Annotated in this window: 19 protein-coding genes; 12 read left to right on the top strand and 7 right to left on the bottom strand. The window is 57.1% G+C overall.

Annotation, left to right across the window (positions count from 1 at the left end):
- The first annotated feature begins 29 nt into the window (after positions 1-29).
- The 3 genes from DSM3645_RS03970 (at position 30) to DSM3645_RS03960 (ending at position 2,745) form a co-directional block, all read left to right on the top strand.
- Positions 30-1,190, top strand: coding sequence for a site-2 protease family protein (locus DSM3645_RS03970; protein ID WP_002650740.1), 1,161 nt, complete (start codon positions 30-32; stop codon positions 1,188-1,190).
- 41 nt (positions 1,191-1,231) lie between these two features.
- Positions 1,232-1,774, top strand: coding sequence for an ankyrin repeat domain-containing protein (locus tag DSM3645_RS03965; protein WP_002650739.1), 543 nt, complete (start codon positions 1,232-1,234; stop codon positions 1,772-1,774).
- 89 nt (positions 1,775-1,863) lie between these two features.
- Positions 1,864-2,745, top strand: coding sequence for an alpha/beta hydrolase (locus DSM3645_RS03960; protein ID WP_002650738.1), 882 nt, complete (start codon positions 1,864-1,866; stop codon positions 2,743-2,745).
- 78 nt (positions 2,746-2,823) lie between these two features.
- On the opposite strand, the gene DSM3645_RS03955 is transcribed toward DSM3645_RS03960, so the two are convergent.
- Positions 2,824-3,756 carry a DUF1559 domain-containing protein gene (locus DSM3645_RS03955; protein WP_081444902.1) on the bottom strand — a complete coding sequence of 311 codons (933 nt, stop codon included), beginning with the start codon at positions 3,754-3,756 and terminating at the stop codon, positions 2,824-2,826.
- A 135-nt stretch (positions 3,757-3,891) separates the two neighbouring features.
- The gene (locus DSM3645_RS30805) at positions 3,892-4,308 is read right to left on the bottom strand and encodes a hypothetical protein (RefSeq protein WP_040351587.1); all 417 of its coding nucleotides are present in this window, start codon (positions 4,306-4,308) and stop codon (positions 3,892-3,894) included.
- 219 nt (positions 4,309-4,527) lie between these two features.
- Here DSM3645_RS30805 and DSM3645_RS03945 point away from each other — a divergent pair, with 219 nt between their 5' ends.
- Positions 4,528-5,676 (top strand): serine hydrolase domain-containing protein, encoded by a 1,149-nt coding sequence (locus DSM3645_RS03945; RefSeq protein ID WP_002650735.1) that lies wholly within the window; start codon positions 4,528-4,530, stop codon positions 5,674-5,676.
- 66 nt (positions 5,677-5,742) lie between these two features.
- On the opposite strand, the gene DSM3645_RS03940 is transcribed toward DSM3645_RS03945, so the two are convergent.
- Together DSM3645_RS03940 and DSM3645_RS03935 are read right to left on the bottom strand one after the other, a co-directional pair.
- Entirely contained in the window at positions 5,743-6,321 is a 579-nt protein-coding gene (locus tag DSM3645_RS03940; RefSeq protein WP_002650734.1) for a TMEM175 family protein, read from the bottom strand.
- 261 nt (positions 6,322-6,582) lie between these two features.
- Positions 6,583-7,281: a hypothetical protein gene (locus tag DSM3645_RS03935; protein WP_002650733.1), complete on the bottom strand. Its 699-nt coding sequence runs from the start codon at positions 7,279-7,281 to the stop codon at positions 6,583-6,585.
- A gap of 405 nt (positions 7,282-7,686) precedes the next feature.
- On the opposite strand from DSM3645_RS03935, the gene DSM3645_RS03930 reads away from it, so the two are divergent.
- The 3 genes from DSM3645_RS03930 (at position 7,687) to DSM3645_RS03920 (ending at position 11,934) form a co-directional block, all read left to right on the top strand.
- Positions 7,687-9,252, top strand: a complete 1,566-nt coding sequence (locus DSM3645_RS03930; protein WP_002650732.1) for a hypothetical protein — start codon at positions 7,687-7,689, stop codon at positions 9,250-9,252.
- 680 nt (positions 9,253-9,932) lie between these two features.
- Positions 9,933-10,829 carry a hypothetical protein gene (locus DSM3645_RS03925; protein WP_002650731.1) on the top strand — a complete coding sequence of 299 codons (897 nt, stop codon included), beginning with the start codon at positions 9,933-9,935 and terminating at the stop codon, positions 10,827-10,829.
- 19 nt (positions 10,830-10,848) lie between these two features.
- Positions 10,849-11,934, top strand: a complete 1,086-nt coding sequence (locus DSM3645_RS03920; RefSeq protein WP_002650730.1) for an SHD1 domain-containing protein — start codon at positions 10,849-10,851, stop codon at positions 11,932-11,934.
- A gap of 318 nt (positions 11,935-12,252) precedes the next feature.
- Here DSM3645_RS03920 and DSM3645_RS03915 read toward each other — a convergent pair whose 3' ends face one another.
- Both DSM3645_RS03915 and DSM3645_RS03910 read right to left on the bottom strand, forming a co-directional pair.
- Positions 12,253-12,636 carry a CoA-binding protein gene (locus DSM3645_RS03915; RefSeq protein WP_002650729.1) on the bottom strand — a complete coding sequence of 128 codons (384 nt, stop codon included), beginning with the start codon at positions 12,634-12,636 and terminating at the stop codon, positions 12,253-12,255.
- 19 nt (positions 12,637-12,655) lie between these two features.
- On the bottom strand, positions 12,656-13,924 hold the full coding sequence (locus DSM3645_RS03910; protein WP_002650728.1) for a hypothetical protein: 1,269 nt from the start codon (positions 13,922-13,924) through the stop codon (positions 12,656-12,658).
- A gap of 187 nt (positions 13,925-14,111) precedes the next feature.
- Here DSM3645_RS03910 and DSM3645_RS03905 point away from each other — a divergent pair, with 187 nt between their 5' ends.
- A complete protein-coding gene (locus tag DSM3645_RS03905; protein ID WP_161603285.1) occupies positions 14,112-15,119 on the top strand; it encodes an exonuclease/endonuclease/phosphatase family protein in 1,008 nt (335 codons plus the stop codon).
- Positions 15,120-15,303: 184 nt separating this feature from the next.
- Positions 15,304-16,170 (top strand): 3-keto-disaccharide hydrolase, encoded by an 867-nt coding sequence (locus tag DSM3645_RS03900; RefSeq protein ID WP_002650726.1) that lies wholly within the window; start codon positions 15,304-15,306, stop codon positions 16,168-16,170.
- Positions 16,171-16,412: 242 nt separating this feature from the next.
- Here the strand turns inward: DSM3645_RS03900 and DSM3645_RS03895 are convergent, their stop codons facing one another.
- Positions 16,413-16,889: a DUF1499 domain-containing protein gene (locus DSM3645_RS03895; RefSeq protein ID WP_161603284.1), complete on the bottom strand. Its 477-nt coding sequence runs from the start codon at positions 16,887-16,889 to the stop codon at positions 16,413-16,415.
- A 112-nt stretch (positions 16,890-17,001) separates the two neighbouring features.
- On the opposite strand from DSM3645_RS03895, the gene DSM3645_RS03890 reads away from it, so the two are divergent.
- From DSM3645_RS03890 to DSM3645_RS03880, 3 genes are read left to right on the top strand one after another with little or no spacing between them, the layout of a single operon-like run.
- Complete coding sequence (locus DSM3645_RS03890) at positions 17,002-18,354, top strand: replication-associated recombination protein A (RefSeq protein ID WP_237564751.1); 1,353 nt, start codon at positions 17,002-17,004, stop codon at positions 18,352-18,354.
- Positions 18,351-18,632 (top strand): GlsB/YeaQ/YmgE family stress response membrane protein, encoded by a 282-nt coding sequence (locus tag DSM3645_RS03885; protein WP_002650723.1) that lies wholly within the window; start codon positions 18,351-18,353, stop codon positions 18,630-18,632. The genes DSM3645_RS03890 and DSM3645_RS03885 overlap by 4 nt, the downstream gene beginning before the upstream one ends.
- 50 nt (positions 18,633-18,682) lie before the next feature.
- Positions 18,683-19,498, top strand: a complete 816-nt coding sequence (locus tag DSM3645_RS03880; protein WP_002650722.1) for a sugar phosphate isomerase/epimerase family protein — start codon at positions 18,683-18,685, stop codon at positions 19,496-19,498.
- The last annotated feature ends 250 nt before the right edge of the window (positions 19,499-19,748 follow it).

Raw genomic sequence — 19,748 nt, 5'->3', positions numbered from 1 at the left:
CGCAACATTGGCTCGAAAGGCGTTTACGCATGAAATGGTCGTTAAGGATTGGCACGCTGTTCGGGATCGGCGTTTACGTCCACTTCACCTTCCTAATTATCTTAATCTGGTTCGCCGCGCTTCACTGGACGCGTGGTGACGATTTTAGCGATGCGGTGCTGGGGCTGGCGATGGTCGTCGCTATTTTCACCATTGTGGTGCTGCACGAACTGGGACATGCGCTCGCCGCTCGTAGATACGGCATCGGGACCAAAGACATCACGCTGCTGCCGATCGGCGGCGTCGCGCGGCTCGAGCGGATGCCGGAAGATCCCAAACAAGAACTGGTCGTCGCGATCGCCGGACCGATGGTCAACGTCGTACTGGCGGTGATCTTTCTGGCGCTGACCCTCTTGATCGGCAGCTTGGCTCCTGATCGCAACATGGCCCTGGAGTATCTCAGTTCGGTTGTTTCCGATGAATCCAACGTGTCGATTTCGACGATGACCGATCACACCGTATGGGAGCAGGCCGCATCGATCTGTTTCGTGATGTTCGGCTTCAATGTCATCATGGTGCTGTTCAACATGCTCCCGGCCTTTCCGATGGATGGAGGCCGCGTGCTCCGCGCTTTTCTGGCGATGAACATGGACTACGTTCAAGCCACGCAGATCGCCGCCGGAGTCGGTCAGATGATGGCGTTTTTCTTCGGCTTCGCCGGGCTGTTTTACAATCCGTTCCTCGTCTTTATCGCTCTCTTCGTCTGGATGGGAGCGACGGCCGAAGCGGCGATGGTCACGCGAAAATTCGCCCTGACCGGCATTCCGATCCGCAGCGCCATGATCACCCACTTTCAAACGGTTCGCCCTGACGAAACCCTCGGCGCCGCAGCGGCGCATGTGCTGGCCGGATTTCAGCAAGACTTTCCGGTGGTCGAAGGGGGCCATGTGGTGGGGATGTTGACCAAGCATGATCTGCTGAAGGCGCTGGCCGAAAATGGCAATGCCGCCGCTGTCAGCACCGTAATGCGAACCGATTTTCAGGTTGCGACGCCCGGCGAAATGCTGCAAACCGCCTACGAACGCCTGCAGCAAGGCGCTTGCAACTCGATGCCGATTGTCGCCGGTGGACAACTGGTCGGCGTGGTCGATCTAGAAAACGTCGGCGAGTTTATCGCGATCCGGTCGGCGCTGCGGCAAAGCAGTAGTTAGAATGGATCGTTTCGCTCCTCGTTTCAGGAAAGCTTCGTCCGTTGTTTGATCCGATCGCCAACAAAAAGCTGGGCCGCGCCATTTATGCCGGCGACGCCGCCCTGGTGCAAGAGATTCTCGCCGCTGATCGCAGTCTGATCCGCGACTTTGTCACGACCGAAGACCTGAAACGATCATGGCTCAACTTGGCGGTCAAACGGGGCGCAGCGGCCGTCGTCGCGGTGATGCTCGATGCTGGCTACAACATCGATGTTCAATTGATCCCGACCGGCGAAACGCCGCTGCAAACGGCGATCATGCACGAAAAGGATGAAGTGGTCGCGCTGCTGATCGAGCGCGGCGCCAACCCGAACCTCGACCGTTCGCTCGTTTCGGCCCTCAATTGGAAGATCTCTCCCGATCGGCGACTTCGCTACGTGACGCTGCTCGTCGAAGCCGGCGCCGACTTGAATCGGCGATACGATCTCTACGGCGACCCCGGTTGCCAACTTGCGGCGCTCGACTGGACCGATGATCCCAAAGTGATTGAACTACTACGTAGCCATGGCGCGAAAACCGCATATGAGCTGCAGGCCCAGTGCTGACGCGCCGCGGGGCCCAAAGTTGCTTCGCTCTGCAGCGTCAGCTATTCTCGCGGATACCTACCTTCCCCGCTCTCACCCCAGGCTTCCCCATGAAAACCATACTCGCCGCCGCATTGCTCACCATCGCCGCTTCGCCGGTTTTGGCCGACAATGTTGAACTCAACCTCTGGCCTGCAGGTCAGGTTCCTGACCAAGACCAAGCTGTCAAAGAAGAAATTGTCGAAGTGATCGACGAGCGGATCGGTCGCAAAGTGACCAAGGTCACCAAACCGATGATTACGGTCTATCAACCCGCAGCGGAGAAGCGAAACGGCGCCGCCGTCGTCGTCTGTCCCGGCGGCGGTTACAACATCTTGGCGTATGACCTGGAAGGGACCGAAGTCGCCCAATGGCTGAATGACATCGGCGTCACCGCCGTGGTGCTCCACTATCGCGTACCGCGGGCCAAAGGGGACTATCAGATCGGACCGATGCAAGACGCCCAACGCGCGATTCGTCTCACGCGCCAACATGCCGCTGAGTGGGGCATCGATCCCGCTCGCATCGGCCTGCTCGGCTTCTCGGCCGGCGGTAATCTGACCGCGATCACCGGAGTAGGCCACGAACTAAAAACGTACGACCCGATCGACGACGCCGACAAACTCAGCTGCCGTCCCGACTTCTTGGTGCTGGTTTATCCCGCCTATCTGACGACCGAACCCGATAGCGTCGTCCTGAACGACACGGCCCAAGCAACCGCGACCACGCCCCCGGCGATTATGATCCACGCCGAAGACGATCCAGTTCCGTGCAACAACAGTATCGCCTTCTTTCTGAGCCTCAAGCGATTGAAAACGCCGGCCGAACTCCATATCTACCCGACCGGCGGACATGGCTACGGACTTCGCCCAACCGAGCATGCAGTGACCCACTGGCCGCAGGTCGTGACCACGTTCATGCAGAAACAAGGAATGTTGGACAAGCAAAAATAGTCGCGCCGCACGCACAGCAAGAAACAGCACAGGGGCCGATGTCGGCCCCTGTTTTTGTCGCTGATCGTGATCGCTCGATTAGTAACCGTCCGACGGAATCACGTTCCCATCTTGGCGATTCGCCAGATCGCGATAGATCTGAATATCGATCGTTTCCACGATCAGATGGACCGAACCATCGCAAAACGCAAAGTTGGTTCCTGCCGGGTGACGGCTGCGGAAATCTTCGGGATGGTTGTCATCATCATTCGGCGCATGGTCGTCGACAATTCCCAAGATGCGCTCGATCGCGTATTCCGACTCGCTTACCGAACCAACCCAGGTCGAAGGAGCTTCGTCGGTAAACATCCGCTCGCCGCAGTAGAACGTATTGGACGTGCCGTCGGTGATATGGGCGAATCTCGTGTTGCTGTTGTGATGCAAAACGCCGTTGCCGCCGCATTTGGAACCGGCGGTAAAGTCCTCGCAATCTTCAATCGTCGTCGCTCCATTATCGGTCGAACCGAAAACGCCGATGTAACTCGCGGAGGCAAGTTCGATATCGTCGTGATCTTCGCCGCCTGACTCTTCATGACCATGCTCTTCGCCGTGCACTTCGAAGGTGAATGGAGCCCGATCCGATGGGCAATGGTACCCTTGGACATGATGCGTCCGCACGGCTTCATGGGCCGAGTCGCGAATCGAAAGCCGAAAGTCGATCAAGTTGTCGACGACATTTTGCTGCTCTAGCATCGGCAACAACTGAGCCCCCCAGCCCCAACCGGGTTCGCCATGTGCGAACGGCGTGCTGGTTCCCTCGACGGTGGCGATCCAACCCGAAGGGAACGATTGGAAAGTGTCGTGATAGTTATGGCTCGCCAGGCCGATCTGTTTCAGGTTGTTCGTGCACGACATCCGTCGAGCCGCTTCGCGGGCTTGCTGCACCGCCGGCAACAACAAAGCGATCAAAATGCCGATGATCGCAATCACGACCAACAGTTCCACTAACGTAAATGCATCGCGCTTGGGCACGTTATGCTCTCCGGTGAAGATAGGAATGCTCGAGTCGCCTGCGATTTGTAAAAATCGGGCAGGCCAATCGCAACAGACGCCGCTGCGATCCAAAACCAGGTCGTCGTTCAGAGCGCAGAAAATCTGCGCAATCCGTTAAACGACCGGCGGCGCTCGAGGCGAAGCCGGAGAGAAAATCGCCAGTTGCGGCGAAGCAGGCAGCGTCAGCTCTAGCGAACGCGCGACGTCTTGAGCGACATCCGATTGCGTTGCTGCAGCGTAGGTTAAATTCTGTTGCAGGAAATGGCAGATCGCACAGTCATGCCAAGCGTGCGAATCGCTGCGCAGCTCAACTTCGCCCAGCACAACCGTTCGCGGCGCCTGGGCGATCGCGTTGTGCGAATGATCATGGTGGTGATGATGACCATGATCGTCGTGAGCATGTGAATGTGCATGAACGTGCGGATGCGGCCCGTGTCCGTGAGTACAACCTGAGAGCCCATGCATTCCTTGAGCCAACGTCACCGAAGCGACATAGGCGAGGAAGACAAATTTGGCGGTCAGATTCTGCATCAGGGGAATTTTGCAATCGGGACCAGACTTGCAATTCAATTGCACTCAAGCACATGCTCAATACTATCCAGATTCGCCGCAAAATCAACGGCTATCCTCAATTCTTCATCGACTTCTCCCCGAAACCACCCCGAATCGGCCGCAAAAGGAGGAAAACCGCAGCAGAGTCAGTTAAATTGGGGGTTCTCCCTTTTTTGCCCCTCGCCCTGGAGCCTTCTGATGCGTCCCCTGACTGTCCGACTCACGCTTCCTTTGCTATTGCTGCTGGCGCCGATTGCGGCGGCCGATACGCCCCAGATTCCGGCGATCTCGGAGGCGATGCAAAAGTTCGCCGCCGCCGGAAAAATCTCTGGCGCGGTCACGCTGGTCACCCAGGATGGCCAGATCATGCATCACGCCGCCGATGGCCAAGCCGATCTCGAATCCGGTCAGCCGATGAAGTCCGATACGATGTTCGCTATCGCGTCGATGACCAAACCGATCACCGCGACCGCCGTCATGATGCTGGTCGACGAAGACAAGCTGTCGCTCGACGAGCCGATCTCGAAATACTTGCCGGCCTTCGCCGACGTCCAATTAAAGGATGGTGCAGCACTCGAGCGCCCCATCACGCTCCGCGATTGCCTGACCCACACCGCCGGCTTCCAAGGGAGCCAAGCGTTTGAGACTTCGCTGGCCGACGCCGCACAAGATATTGCGACGCGCTCATTGCTGTTTCAACCCGGCACAAAATGGTCGTACAGTCCCGGCATTACCGTCGCCGGCCGGATTGTGGAAATCGTCAGCGGCCAACCGCTTGAGAAGTTCCTCGAAATGCGTCTCTTTCAACCGCTGGGCATGAATGACACGACGTTTTTTCCCAGCAAACAGCAACAAGCTCGCACCGCGAAGATCTACTCCCCCGGCGATAAGCCAGGCACGCTGAAATACTCGGGCAATCCTTACTCGGACCCCACTAAAGTGAAAGGCCCCAATCCCAGCGCCGGACTCCACTCCACCGCGTCCGATCTGGTGAAGTACTACCAAATGATGCTCGACGGGGGTCAGGCCAACGGCAAACGTTACGTGTCAGAGTCGTCGGTCGCTGAGATGACCAAGCTGCAAACCGGCGATCTAGAAACCGGCTTCACCGCCGGCTGCGGCTGGGGACTTGGCTTTTGCTTGGTGCGAACCCCGCAAGGCGTGACCGAGATGCTCAGCCCCGGCACGTTCGGTCACGGCGGCGCCTTTGGCACGCAAGGCTGGATCGATCCCAAGCAGAAGATGATCTTCGTCCTGATGATCCAGCGGAGCGGCTTTGGCAACGGCGACGACAGCGATGTCCGCAAAGCGTTTCAAACATTGGCGGTTGATGCGGGGAAGCAGTAGCCGTCACTATCCCAGCGCAGCGCTCGCGGTGGATCATCGTTGTGACACTAGCCCGCTGCGCACATTTTACTCGCCGAAAACCTCTCGCTCGATCCGCGGATCCGGAGTAAACCACAACGCGGCGACCGCCACGTATAGGGCGATCGCGATCCACGGATTGACAAACGCCAACGGAATCGCCGCGACGTACATCACCAACGTGATGCTCCCTTTCCAATCACGACCGACTGCTTTTCGCAGACGCGGATTCGCTTCGTCATGGGCCAACAACCGCATTTGCAGCAACTTCCAGGCGAGCGCCGCCATCAATAAGATCCAACCGTACACGGCGGTCGGCAGCGGCGTGAATCCGTTGTTGCCCATCCATTCGGTCGCAAACGGAACCAGCGACAGCCAAAACAACAGATGCAGATTGGCCCACAGCACTTCGCCGCAGACGTTTTCCGTCAACTGCATTAGATGATGATGGTTGTTCCAATAGATGCCGACGTAGATAAAGCTGATCACGTAGCTGGCGAAGACCGGCGCCAGCGGAAGCAAGTCGTTCCAACTATCTCCCTGCGGCGCTGACAGTTTCAGCACCATAATCGTGATAATAATCGCCAGCACGCCGTCGCTAAACGCTTCAAGTCGAGTGGTCGTCATGAGCTGAGATCGCCAAGGGAGAAACGGGAAACGCCGTTGTTATAGCATTTACTGTGATCAGCGATCCAATCCGACCTGAAGCAAAAACAACCGCTACGTTTTCAGGAAAAATATCAGCCGCAGAGCGTTAGCTCCGGTTTCTGTCGCGAGCCTCATTGCGACAAACCATCAGCGAATATTTGCGGTCAATCAGAAACCGCGGCTAACGCCGTGCGGCCGATTGCGCGTTGCGAATTTTTTCGGTGAGCTGAAATCGATGGGCTAATCATCCTCATCAAACTGATACGTGGCCATCGTGTTTTCGACGGCGCGGATTGCTCCATCGTCGCTGCGTGTGAACAGCTGTGGAAAGAGTTCCAGCAAGCGCTCGATCTCGTCAGGCGAAAGATTCTCAGTCGAAAAGATTCGCGGCGCCGCTTTGGCGGCGTTCTCGGCGCTCCCTTCCAACTCGTCCGTATCAAACAAGATTAACACGCCGCTGAACCGGCGAACCAGCATCTCGTCCATCCATTCGACCGGGGTAATCTCGCTGACGATCGCCTGAAACTTGTCAGTCGCTTCTTTGATCCGCTGCTTGCGGTTTTGCTTGGCCCACTGAATCAATTGCTCCAGTTCTCGCTCACTGATGTCGGGTTCAAACTCGACTCCCAGTTTGCGGGCCGTCCGCTTTTGCTTCTCTTTGGCCGGAGGGCTTTGCTTGAGAATGACGGTCGAGCGATCGCGTGACTTTGGCTTGACGCTTTTGACCGCCGGCTTCCCTTTCGCGGCATCGGCCGGAGGCTGACTGTCGACCGGCAAACCGCTGTCGTCCGCGGTCACTTTCTCGCCGGCGACCTGGGGAACACGGATCTTGGTGCTGCAATAGGGACAAGCGAAGCTACGGCCAGCATGCTTCGCTTTCGCTTTGAGTGTTTGCTTACAGGAATCGCATTTGAAGCGAATCCTCTCGTCATCCGACATACTTGCCGCTTTCGTTCCCTTGGCCCATTTGGCGCAATACCGCCCTAGGCTAGTTGGGAAAGATGAAGAAACGCCGATGGCCGGCGCAGTTGGTTAATGAAGCTTTTCGCGCAGGACAGCGAATTCCGCCCCCATTGGGGCATGTTTTGGTCAGACATCCGCGCTTCGTCAGCGCCGATCCGCGACCACGGCATAGGGCGCCTTGTCTGCGCAAACCGCTTTTTACTAAAGGCTTACGACGTCGCTCGCATTCATCGGCAAGGGGGCTTGTTCTTGCATCTATCGCAAAAACCAATATGCTGAATAGATTGACTTGAATCCCTAACCTGACTTGGATGCCTCCGCGATCGCTCGGCGGCGATTCCGATATGCGCAGCCGCACCCTGGCTCACGCCGAAAGTAACGATGCGTGAGATCCTCTTTCAATACGAAAGCATCAATCCCTCGACGTGGGCCTATGTCGCGTCGCTGCTGGCGATTGGTCTGTACTTTAAGTTCAATCGGGTCTGGAGCGTTCGCAATCTCGACATCTTCCTGATCATCTTGATGGCGCCGGGAATGCTGATGGTCCACTTTGGCCAACAGCAAATCTTAGAATCGTCGCAGCCGGCGATCGCGGCGGCCAACCCGGACGCTTCGCCCGACGATCCGAACAAGAATCTGCCCCTGACGCCGACCGCCGAACTCTCAAATTCGTTTGATTTAGAACCCGGCGAAGAGCCCGAATTGGCGGAGGTCGTTCCCTTTCCCGAGAATCCCTCCGAAGCGAACGACAAGGAAGCGGCGCGTACCGCCGCTCGCGACATTGGGCGCCAGCTCGAAAAGTATGGCTACATCTGGCTCTTCTGTCTGAGCGGCCTGTTGGTCGTGCGGCTATTCATTGATCCGACGATGGTTCGTCGTCCGATGCTGGAGCCAAACTTGACCGTCGGCGGCATGACCTTCATGAGCATCGCCCTCTTTATCTTCTTGATGGCGAACATCATTGTGGGTCGGCCCAGCGACGCCGACGTGCGCGGCATACGCGCCGCCGAGATGATGCTGGCCAGCGGCGACTCGCAAGAGGTCGAAAAGTCGCTGCGCCACTTTGGTCCTGGTTATCGCTTGTTAAGCTTCTTGCCGCGGATTCCTACTTCGCAGTTCGCCCAGTCCGAACCAACCACCAACGAAGAGGCCCGCAGTCAGCGAATTATCGTCATCCTGACGAAGCTGGTCGCGATCTTATCGAATCTGGCGATGCTGGTCGGCGTGGTGCTGATCGGCTATCGACACTTCGAGAATCTCTCGATGGGGATCGGCGCGGCGCTGCTTTACCTGTTAATCCCTTATACGGCGCTCTACACGGGTCGCGTCGATCACGTCTTGCCGGGGGCGCTGCTGGTTTGGGCGATCCTTTGTTATCGACGTCCTACGTGGGCCGGCATCTTCCTGGGATTGGCGATCGGCACCGTCTATTACCCCCTCTTTTTGCTGCCGCTCTGGGTCAGCTTTTATTGGCAGCGAGGAGTCGTTCGCTTTGCGATCGGCGTGACCGCGATGCTGCTGCTGTTGACGCTGACGCTGGCGCTTGTGGCGCCCAACTTCACGACCTTCTTAAATCAGTTCAGCGCGATGTTCGGCTTGTGGAGCCCGCGCAGCGAAGGCTTTACCGGCTTCTGGAACTACTTCATCTACTCCAACGACTTCCGCATCCCGATCTTGGCGGCGTTTGTGATCTGCGCGTGCGGCTTGGCCTTTTGGCCGGCGCAAAAGAATCTGGGCACAATGCTCAGCTGCAGCGCCGCAATCATGCTGGCCGCCCAATTTTGGCACGCCAATGACGGCACGACCTATCTCGCATGGTACATGCCGCTACTGCTGTTGACGGTGTTTCGCCCGAACCTAGAAGATCGCGTCGCGCTGCATGTGATCGGTGAAGGCTGGCTACCGCGTCGCCCCGCGCCCGCCAAAGCCGCAAAGAAAGCGGCCTAGTTGGGTAGGGTGCGTCAAGACGCACCGCGAACCTGCCAACTGGGCAACCATCGCATGGCGTGGCAACGCAATCAAGCAGCGGAATCGCGTCGCAACGCGTAGATAGAATCCGTGGTGGTTAGCAAGTCTTGTGCGTCCAGACGCAACCAATGATCTGGCCGACGCCGCAAGCGAGACAATGCGGTTGGTCGCCTCTGACTGCGTTCACTCGCTGGCGAAGTCTGCTAATGCCACAGCGTCCCGATCCCAGGCTTTTCATTGCGTCCGAATTTTCGTGTGGTAGAAAGAATAGACACTGGACGAAATGGGACTTTGTGTCTGGAAAAAGTGGACTGGACGGTGCTATCCCGCGCTACGCCATAGAATTCTTGATATGTGCTTAGGCAGACCTTACGCAACCATTCGTTATCTCTTGTTGACTGAGCATTCCGCTATCCTCCCGCGAACGGATTCCAATGTCACCGTCCGTCACTGACCATCTCGCGACTCCTGGGTTGGATGTAACGACTTACGTTAGGCGTAAACAAATCGCTCTAGCACACGAAATTCGTGCTAGGACCAAGGTTTACCTCGATACAAAGTATTGGGCGTTGCTTCGAGACGTAAGGCTCGGTCGCTCAAATTGTCCTGACACTCAACGCCTTCTCAGAGTTCTAGAGTCACGCGTTTCCGACGGTTCGTTGATTTGCCCGCTGAATGCGGACATCTACTTCGAGGTAATGAAGCAGGATGACGAGCAGACGCTAATGGCAACCGCTGGGCTCATAGACGATTTATCTCTCGGTGTTTGCTTGCTTCCAATGCCGCAACGATTCGAACTTGAGGCCTTTCATTTCGTCGAGTCAACTCGACAAGAAAGCGCCGCGCTCCATCAACTTTGGGAACTCGTCTGGACGAAAACGGCTTACGTTCTTGGATTTATAACGCCCGATAGCGATGCCATGCCGAAAGACCTCAACATGGCTATTCAAAAATCGTTTGCCGATTACATGTGGTCCCTCGGCTTGATAGACGTGCTGACCGTCATGGGGCCCGCAAACGTAGCTGCAAGGCAATCGCCATTTGAAGACATCTCCGACGCCTTAAACTCCGGAAAATTTGCCAACCTTGAGGTACACGCATCATTTAAGGAAATGTTCCTTTCCGAGGTTCAAGGGATTCTCGATGTATATCGAGACGCATTCTGTGATTTGTTTCGGTACATCTACGAACGCGATACGGGCAATAAACTGAGTGACGCAGAGCGACAAGATACACGGAGCGGTCAAATGTTCATCAATCTGATCTATAACGCGCTTCGACTCAACAAGATCACAAATCAATTCCCGTCACTTCGGATTGGAGCTGGGCTGCATGCCGCCGTTCGATGGGACCGAAGCCGCAAATACAAGCCAAACGATCTGTTCGATTTTCGCCACGCAATCGCCGCACTTCCATATTGCGATTTGTTCTTCACCGAACGCTCTTTGTGCCACTTGCTTCGAGACCGAAATTTGAAGTTTGAGTACCAGTTTACGTGCCAAGCGGTTTACAAGCCATCGGAAGCGCTGAAATTGGTTGATCAAGGCAACCCATAAATGCAGAGGTTTCGACAGCATGTTTGAATTTATAATACCAATCAAGACGGCTTGGCTTTACAAGCGATCTGCCATGGAGGTAACTCTTTTGCCTCGCTTCTCTATCGTTTTCGCGTTGTTTCTATTTCCTACGCTCAACGCTTTTGCATTGGGTGACGACGTAGAGTTGGTGCTCACCATCGTCGAACAACCCGACAACCATGTTCAACTTGCTGGCACAACCAATTTGCCACCAGGTACAAAGTTGATGCTGAGCGTCAAAGAAAAGATGGAAAATGGCTTTTCAGGGCAATCAAGCTGTATTGTGTCGAAGGACGGGACGTTTAGGTCCGAAACGTTCGGTCCAAGAGATGGACTCAAAGACGGACGATACATCGCGCAAGCGGTAATGCCGATATCTGCTGCTCAAACCGCTGATGTCAAAAAGCTGATCGGTGATAAAGGGGAGAAACTTACCGGGCCACTCGTTGAGACTGGACGCTTCGGAAGAACCGTCTCACAGCGAACGGGATTTTCTATCGGTGAAGACCCAGACGCCGCTCAGGCGGCGCGAATAAGCGACGCCATTGCGGCTACAGCAGTGATTAAGAGAAATGTCTGTGTACTCCTTGAGCAACTGCTGAAGTTCAAAGACGAACCCAAATTTAGAGAGTTCGGATTTGGAACTGCCGGACCATACAACAAGTGGCTCAAAAGCGTCGAAGCACTTCGTGATTCAACACCTACAGGCCAACACCCGATCCCGTTACTTGTGCGAACAGCGCCCGGAGATTTATTGATGCTTGGTATGGATTACACTCGTAACAGAGAGTCCGACTACAGTCGTCAGATGCTTCCGGAACTGAAAGAAACGATCGAGTATTCGAAATATTTAGCAACAAAAGGTAAACCTCTAGCAAGAACACCCGTTTTTCGAACTTGGAAAGATTCGACGGGCAAATTCAGTGTTGAGGCGAAGCTTGTCAAGAAGTCAACGACGCACGTCGTGTTACGAAAGAAGGATGGAGCAACCGTAAACGTTGCTATCGCTAATCTTAGTGCCGCGGATAAAGAATTCCTCAGTGGCGAAGCTTCAAGCGAATCGCAAGGAAGGCAAAAGCAATAGGTGAACCGGAGCCGCCGGTGAGGCGGGATTTGAGATCATGTTTTACTAGAGTTGCCACCGTCGGTCAGCGCCTCACAAGTGTGTGTATTATTAACGCGTAAGCGGTCGTGCACTGGGCAACTGACCGCTGCAATCCTAAACGCTCACGAAGTCGTTGAGGCCGAACAATCCGCAGTTCCGATGTGGCAACCCATGCTTACGGCTGTGACAGTAACCACCGTTAATGCAGAGTTTCGTTGACAATGCCTGTGACTCGGCCATCAAAGTCAGGTAAAGTGCGTCCAGACGCACCCTACAAATCTGGCCGCATTGCCGCGTTCAATCGGCCAATTCTCGCGGTGACATGCCGACGTCGACAATGCTGCAAGCTTGGATCGGATCGATCCCCAACGCGCGGGCTTTGGCCAGCAGCTCTTCACTTTCGGCGCCGGGATTGAAGAAGACTTCGGTTGCGCCGGCGGCGGCGATCTCTTCGAGCAACTCGATCCCGATCTTCGGAGGCAGATAAACGCTAATTCGATCCAGCTTGTCGATCGGCAAGTCCGCCAGCTTGGCGTATGCCTGCAAGCCTTCGATCTCGCCGGCTTGCGGATTGATCGGGTAGACCTCAAAACCTTGCTGCAGATGGGCGCGGACGGACTTGTTTCCGTATTTGGATCGATGGGTGCTCGCGCCCAAGATGGCGACGGTCGGCTTGTTCATGATTATCCTATTCCGGGTTTCAGTTACCGCGCCGAGCTTGAATCACCGGCGTCGCCGACACTTGCCGCTGCGTGTACCAGGCTTTCCAACTTGCCGCGTTATAGCCGAAATCGCCGCCGCCTGTCAGCTTACGCAGCGCCGCATAAACAGGGGGATTCTCGACCCAAGCAATCGCGTGGGCGCTTTGCGACCTCTCGACCACATCATCCACCGTTTTCATCCGATAAGAGGGAGTCGGCCCGGCGATGTCAAAACGCTGCGAAACCGGAAAACGAGAGTAGTGGTAGATCGCATTTCTTTCGTACGTTTTCCCGTTCGAGCTTTTCCGAAACTCTTGCATGATCACCCGCGTCCGCAGCGCGTTGGCCAACGGCGTCACCGCCGCTGGATACTCTAGCGCCGCCAGGCATTCGGCGGCGCGATTCACCAGGTTATTGTCGTACGAGGTGAGAAATCTCGCATAACGCTCGATCATTTGCGGATGGCGATGCTTGAGCACTTCGATCATGCACATCTCGCGATGATCCGGATTGTTTTGATAAACCGAATGATCCAGCAAAAAACTGAGCGCCGCGTTACGATCCAAGTTTCCCAGCGTTTCGATATAAAGTCGCTGCAGCTTGAGGTTATCCTCCCGCCCTAGCAGCGTCATCAAGCCATGCATCGCCATCGGATCGCGGAGCTGAGAAAAGTCGAGCTGGTTCTCGCGCTCGTGCGGCGTCCCCAGCGATTCGCGCCAACGATTCAGACGCTTGTACCACTCGACTTGCGCCGCTTTGATCAGCCGCGTTTCTTCCATCAACTGCACTTGCTGATGCGTTCGCCAGCGTCCCCGGTAACGGATAAAACCACGCGACTGCATATAGTCTTCGCGCTGGCTCCACTCGCCGTTTCGCTTGCGATAACCGAGCAGCTTTCTCGCTTGCTCATGATCGGGATCTAGCTCTAGGATCCGCTCACAATGTCGATTCGCTTCGTCATGCAGACCGTTTTCTCGACACCACTCGACCAGGCTCCATTGGTCGACGATGGTCGCCGCCGCACGGCGGGCGCGATCTCGGTACTCGGCCAACTCGGGCGGTTCCCGCTCGATCTCGACAATCTGGTCCAACGCCAACTCGACCACGCCATGGGACGAGACGATCCGCTGCGGCGCATCCAAGTCGCCGGCGGTCTCTTGCAAGTCGCCTGAAATCTTTCCGCCGCTAGCTAAGGTCACCGTATCCGACCATGCCGGTTGTGCCGTCATGATCCAGCATGCCGCTGCTAGCAACCAGGTAAACCGCATCGATTCTCCCGCACGTATGAGTCCCGAACAGCCCTTCCAAGATAAAGCTAGCCAACGGCCGATACAACGAAAAGGAGATCTTCGGTCCCGGTTTTTCGCCGACCAATTTTCTCCCGACTGTCTGGACCGGTGCAGCGACCGCGTCCCCCCCAAAGCCGAACTGGCGCAATTTCCTAATCTGGAGCGAATGGTGAACAAAGCGAGCGGACTAGCCCTGGCCGCCATCGCGTGCGGAGCGACTTGGTTCTTCTTTCAGAACTTTCGCATCGAAGGGCTCGACGGCCTCAAAGTCGTTCCCCGTGACGCAACGGCGTCGGCCGATCCATCAGGATCCGGAACCAGCCAGTTGATCAGCGCTCGCAAAGCGCCGATCACGCGCGGCGGCGAGACGATCCGGATCGCGTCGTTCAATATTCAAGTCTTTGGCCGCAGCAAAGCGGACAAACCGCATGTGATGGCTCGACTCGCGCAGATTGTTCGTCAGTACGACGTGATGGCGATCCAGGAGATTCGTTCGCTCGACCAATCGATTTTACCGGAATTTATCGACCAAATTAACGCCGCAGGGCGCCACTACGACTATGTCATCGGTCCCCGTCTGGGACGGAGCGACAGCAAAGAACAGTACGCCTACATCTATGACACCGCGAGTATCGAGCTCGATCGAACGCAGCTCTATACGATCGACGATCCCGGCGATGCGCTTCATCGCGAACCGCTGGTCGCCTGGTTCCGCGTCCGCGGGCCCAACCCAGAACAAGCGTTTACCTTTACCCTGGTCAACATCCATACCGATCCCGACGAAGTCAAAGACGAGATCAACGTGATGGACGACGTCCTCCGCGCCGTCCGCGGCGACGGTCGCGGCGAAGATGACGTGATCTTGTTGGGCGATTTCAATACCGACGAACGCAACCTGGGCGAGTTCGGCAGTCTGACCGGGCTCTCGCCGGCGGTGACCGGCATGATGACCAACACACGGGGAACTGCGTCTTACGACAATCTCTACTTCACCTTGCCGGCGACCAGCGAATTTACGGGCCGCGGCGGCGTGCATGACTACGTTCGCGAATTCAATCTGTCGATCGACGAAGCGCTGGAGATCTCAGACCACATGCCGGTCTGGGGCGAGTTCAGCATCTACGAAGGAGGCGTCCCCGGCAAGATTGCGGCTTCCCCCCAAGCGGTTCGCTAAACCCAACCAGAACCAACTATGTGCTCTCCTCGCCCGTTCTGGTGAAACAAACGCCCAAAAGCGTGAAACAAACGCATGGAATAGCCACCGGTGACCTGCGATACTGGGTAATCTGTGCTGATATCTCGTGAAATCTTGATATCTGTCGCCCTTCCCTGCCTTCTTAATTAGGTCACGCCAGAACATGCCCGCCTATCGCCTGTGCGCTCTTTTTGTCCTACTCGTTGGTCTGTCGACTTCGCTTGTCAGCGCCGCAGAGACTTCGCCGGCCGCCGCCCAAGCGATCACGCCGACCGAGACGATCTCGCTGCTCGGCGACGGCGACCTGTCCAAACATTTCTACACTTGGCTGACCGACGGCGGTTACGAAGATCCCCGCGGCGTCTTCACGCTGGGCAAAGATGGAATCCTCAAAATCTCCGGCGACGGCTTCGGCGGTCTGATCACGCGGCAAGAGTATGCCGACTATTACCTGGTGCTCGAATATCGCTGGGGTACCGAAACGCTGCTCACCCGCAAAGGAAAAGCGCGTGACGGCGGACTGCTGCTTCATTGCCAAGGCCCCGACGGCGGCTTCGGCGGCTCGGCCACCAAGCCTGGGCCTTGGATGACGTCGATCGAATGCCAAATCATCGAAGGAGGCGTCGGCGATATCCTGGTCTTGGCCGGCAAAGACGCCGCGGGCCAGCCGATGAAAGCCGAAGCGACCTGCACCATCGTCCGTGATCGCGATGGCGAAGCCGTTTGGTCACCCAAAGGAGAAGCGACCACCTTCCAACGAGGTCGCATCAACTGGTCCGGCCGCGATCCCGACTGGCAAGACGTCGTTGACTTCCGCGGCGCCGACGATGTCGAAAGCCCCGGCCAAGAGTGGACCAAGCTCGAATGCTTCTGCGTCGGCGACAAGCTCGTCTATCGCGTCAACGGAGTCATCGTCAACCGCGCCAGCGACGTCTTCCCCCAACAAGGCAAGATCCTCCTGCAAACCGAAGGCGCCGAGATGTACGTCCGCAAAGCCGAAATCGGCCCGCTGCCGAAAGAGATTCCGTAGTTGGATAATGACGAATGCCTAAGAAAGCAAGAAACGACTCTGGTCCTGCGAGCTTCATTCGACATTCGTCATTTGGTCCGACCGAATCCCTCTCGCTTGCGCGATTTGAAGTTGCGAATTCAGTAGCGATTCTTGCTAATTCGTGAGCTTCATTTCATCGTCCGAGGCGCGAGCCGAGGGAATGCGGCCGTAAGTGCAAAACTTCAAAATTTGCACGACAAGCTACGCCGAAAAACGTCCGTTCATTCCTCACACTTCCAAGCCTGTTCATCCACCGCCTGCAGCCGCCGCATCAGCTCTTTAATATTCCGCGGGTTCTGCCCCAGGTCTCCTTTGCCCAGCCGTGACTTGCTGTAGACCGCGATCGATGTCGCTGGTTCACCCGGCGTGATCGTCACGCGGATGTCGTCGACAAACCCCCATAGCGGCGTCTTGCGGGTTGCGTGAATCACGGTTTCTACTCCCGCGTCGGCGCTCTCGACATTCCACCGCGGGATAGATGCAATTTGCTCCTGAACCACGTTGCTCGCACAGTCGACGGTTCCTTTCACCAACAGCGGCCGCAGCAGCGGATCCGCAGCTTTGACCTGCGTCTCGGCGACATTGGTCGAAAGATCCCGCGACCAATCGTCGACCGTCATCACCACCGCCAAAACAAACAGAAGCGGGACGGCTCCGACGACGGCCACGGCGATCCAGATCATTTTGCGTAACTTCATTTCGATCAGGGGGGCGAAAACGGCCAGTGAATTGCGACGCCGCCCGGTTGCCCAGGCCGCTTCGTACGATTCCAATAGTATGGCCGAAACGTTCCTTTTGATGGTCGCGCCAGTGTCCTCTTTATTCGAAAAAGCGGAAGCGAAAAATTTTGATCGCATCCGGCCGCTCGCCGCGCGGATGCGCCCCCATACGCTCGCAGAATTCGCCGGACAGACGCACTTTCTGGGAGAAGGAAAACTGCTGCGCCGGCTGATTCAGGCCGATCGGCTCAACTCGGTCCTCTTCTACGGTCCTCCAGGAACCGGCAAAACGACCCTGGCGCAACTGTTGGCCCGCGAATGCCGCAGCCGCTTCGAGCAACTCAACGCCGTCACCAGCGGCGTTAAAGAACTCCGCGAAGTGCTGCAAAAAGCGAAAGACGAGATCGCCGTCGGCGGCCGCCGCACGCTGCTGTTCATCGACGAGATCCACCGCTTCAACAAATCGCAGCAAGACGCGCTGCTGCCGGATGTCGAAAATGGAGTCGTCATCCTGGTCGGCGCAACGACCAGCAATCCCTTCTTCGCCGTCAACAGCGCCCTGGTCAGCCGCAGCCAGGTCTTTCAGTTTCAACCGCTCTCGCCAGACGACATTAAGCAATTGATCCACCGCGCCCTAGCTGACAAATCAGTCGGGCTCGGCGACATCCCGGTCAACATCCACGAAGACGCACTCCACTTTTTGGCCGAAGTCAGCGACGGCGACGCGCGCCGCGCGCTGAACGCCTTAGAGATCGGCGTGCTCTCAAGCAAAGAGCGCCCCGTCGAGTTCACCCAGGAACTCGCCGCCGAGTCGGTGCAGCGCAAAGCGGTGCAGTACGATCGCGACGGCGACTCGCACTACGACGCCGCCAGCGCGCTGATCAAAAGCATCCGCGGCAGCGATCCCGACGCCGCGCTCTATTGGCTCGCCCGCATGCTCGAAGGAGGCGAAGACGTCCGCTTTCTCACGCGTCGCCTTGTGATCCTGGCGAGCGAAGATGTCGGCAACGCCGATCCAAACGCACTCACGCTCGCCGTCTCGGCGATGCAGGCCTGCGAGTTCATCGGCCTGCCTGAGTGCCAACTCACGCTCTCCCAAACGGTCGCCTACTTGGCCTGCGCCCCCAAATCGAACGCCGCGACCATCGCGATCGGCGAAGCGGTGCAAGATGTGCGCGAAGGACGACTAATCCCGGTTCCCGTTCATCTGCGCGACGCGCATTATCAAGGCGCGAAAACGCTTGGGCACGGCGCCGATTATCAATACGCCCACAACGCCGATGACGGAGTCGCCGCCCAAGACTACCTGGGCGTCGATCGCGAGTACTATCGACCTGTTCCCCGCGGCTTTGAAGCGGAACTGGCCGAACGGCTGAAATCGATCCGCGCGAAACTTCGCTCGGCGAAAGCAACGACCTCCTCTCCAGAGGAACCGGAAGCATGACCCTGTTTGAAATCTTGCTGTTTTTGATTGTCGCCGCGATTTGCGGAGGCGTCGCGCGCAGTTTGGCCGGCGGCGCCAACGGCGGCTGTTTCGTTTCGATCGCGGTCGCGTTCGTCGGCTCGATGCTCGGCGGCAAGTTGGCCCAGTACACCGGCATGCCTGAGCCGCTGCCGATCGAAATCGGCGGCGTGCAACTTCCGATTGTCTGGTCGATCATCGGCGGCGCATTGTTTGTGGCGGCGCTGCGCTTGATCAGCGGCGCCGGCCGTCGCGAATAACGACCACCCTTGGCAAATCCTTTCCCTCTTTAACCCACCTGACGAGTCTTATGAAATTCGGCATCTGCAACGAGACCTTCCAAGACTGGCCCCTGGCCCGCGGTTTTGAGTACGCCAAAAACGCTGGTTACGCCGGCGTCGAAATCGCCCCCTTCACCATGGCCAACAGCGCCTACGATATCACGCCGCAGCAGCGCGAAGAGACGCGCCGCGCCGCCGAAGATGCCGGCGTAACCGTGATCGGCCTCCACTGGCTGTTGGCGAAGACCGAAGGTTTTTATCTGACGACTCCTGACGACGAAGTCCGCAACCGCACTAGCGATTACTTCGCCGAACTCGCGCGCCTCTGCCGCGACCTGGGCGGCACAATCATGGTCCTAGGCAGTCCCCAGCAGCGCAATCTATTGCCCGGCGTGACCGAAGCCGAAGCCATGAAATACGCGGCCAACTGTCTCCGCCGCGCGATGCCCACGCTCGAAGAATGCGGCATCACGCTCGCGCTTGAACCGCTCGGCCCGGCCGAAGGAGACTTCTTGCTGACCGCCGAGAAGGGTTTGGAACTTCGTGAGATGATCGACTCCCCCAACTGCCAATTGCATTTGGACGTCAAAGCGATGTCGAGCGAGTCGAAGCCGATTCCGCAAATCATCCGCGACAGCGTCCCCCACATCGCCCACTTCCACGCCAACGACGCCAACAAACTAGGCCCCGGCATGGGCGACATCGACTTCCACCCCATCTTCGCCGCCCTCAAAGAAGTCAACTACGACGGCTGGGTCTCGGTCGAAGTCTTCAACTACGAACCAGGCCTAGAAGCGCTGGTCGACGGCAGCCTGAAGTACATGAAAAGCTGCCTAGGTCAATGAAAGCCCCGTAGCGTGGGTGGAGCAAAACCGCAAACAATTTCACCATCGCCAAACACCGCGACCGGTTTGCGCAACCCACCAGAACCTGCTTGCTCCACCCGCCTACGTCGCGCAAAAATTGCCTCTTGACGAAGCGCACGGAACTGGGGTCGACTACCCAAACTGTAGGGTCCGCCGTGCGGACCAGAAGTGTTGCGAGACTTGCAAGCAATTCGCAGGACCGCTGGTCCGCTTCACGGACCCTACTTAT

This window comes from Blastopirellula marina DSM 3645, from assembly GCF_000153105.1.
Classification (GTDB): Bacteria; Planctomycetota; Planctomycetia; order Pirellulales; family Pirellulaceae; genus Blastopirellula; species Blastopirellula marina.
This window is presented reverse-complemented; position numbering and strand designations above follow the sequence as displayed.

Bases quoted from the DNA above. Each gene is read 5' to 3' on its own strand.
- DSM3645_RS03930 (WP_002650732.1), top strand. From the start codon at position 7,687: ATGCGTGAGATCCTCTTTCAATACGAAAGCATCAATCCCTCGACGTGG.
- DSM3645_RS03935 (WP_002650733.1), bottom strand. From the start codon at position 7,281: ATGTCGGATGACGAGAGGATTCGCTTCAAATGCGATTCCTGTAAGCAA.
- DSM3645_RS03905 (WP_161603285.1), top strand. From the start codon at position 14,112: ATGGTGAACAAAGCGAGCGGACTAGCCCTGGCCGCCATCGCGTGCGGA.
- DSM3645_RS03945 (WP_002650735.1), top strand. From the start codon at position 4,528: ATGCGTCCCCTGACTGTCCGACTCACGCTTCCTTTGCTATTGCTGCTG.
- DSM3645_RS03895 (WP_161603284.1), bottom strand. From the start codon at position 16,889: ATGAAGTTACGCAAAATGATCTGGATCGCCGTGGCCGTCGTCGGAGCC.
- DSM3645_RS03900 (WP_002650726.1), top strand. From the start codon at position 15,304: ATGCCCGCCTATCGCCTGTGCGCTCTTTTTGTCCTACTCGTTGGTCTG.
- DSM3645_RS03880 (WP_002650722.1), top strand. From the start codon at position 18,683: ATGAAATTCGGCATCTGCAACGAGACCTTCCAAGACTGGCCCCTGGCC.
- DSM3645_RS03910 (WP_002650728.1), bottom strand. From the start codon at position 13,924: ATGCGGTTTACCTGGTTGCTAGCAGCGGCATGCTGGATCATGACGGCA.
- DSM3645_RS03970 (WP_002650740.1), top strand. From the start codon at position 30: ATGAAATGGTCGTTAAGGATTGGCACGCTGTTCGGGATCGGCGTTTAC.
- DSM3645_RS03885 (WP_002650723.1), top strand. From the start codon at position 18,351: ATGACCCTGTTTGAAATCTTGCTGTTTTTGATTGTCGCCGCGATTTGC.
- DSM3645_RS30805 (WP_040351587.1), bottom strand. From the start codon at position 4,308: ATGCAGAATCTGACCGCCAAATTTGTCTTCCTCGCCTATGTCGCTTCG.
- DSM3645_RS03915 (WP_002650729.1), bottom strand. From the start codon at position 12,636: ATGAACAAGCCGACCGTCGCCATCTTGGGCGCGAGCACCCATCGATCC.
- DSM3645_RS03960 (WP_002650738.1), top strand. From the start codon at position 1,864: ATGAAAACCATACTCGCCGCCGCATTGCTCACCATCGCCGCTTCGCCG.
- DSM3645_RS03940 (WP_002650734.1), bottom strand. From the start codon at position 6,321: ATGACGACCACTCGACTTGAAGCGTTTAGCGACGGCGTGCTGGCGATT.
- DSM3645_RS03920 (WP_002650730.1), top strand. From the start codon at position 10,849: ATGTTTGAATTTATAATACCAATCAAGACGGCTTGGCTTTACAAGCGA.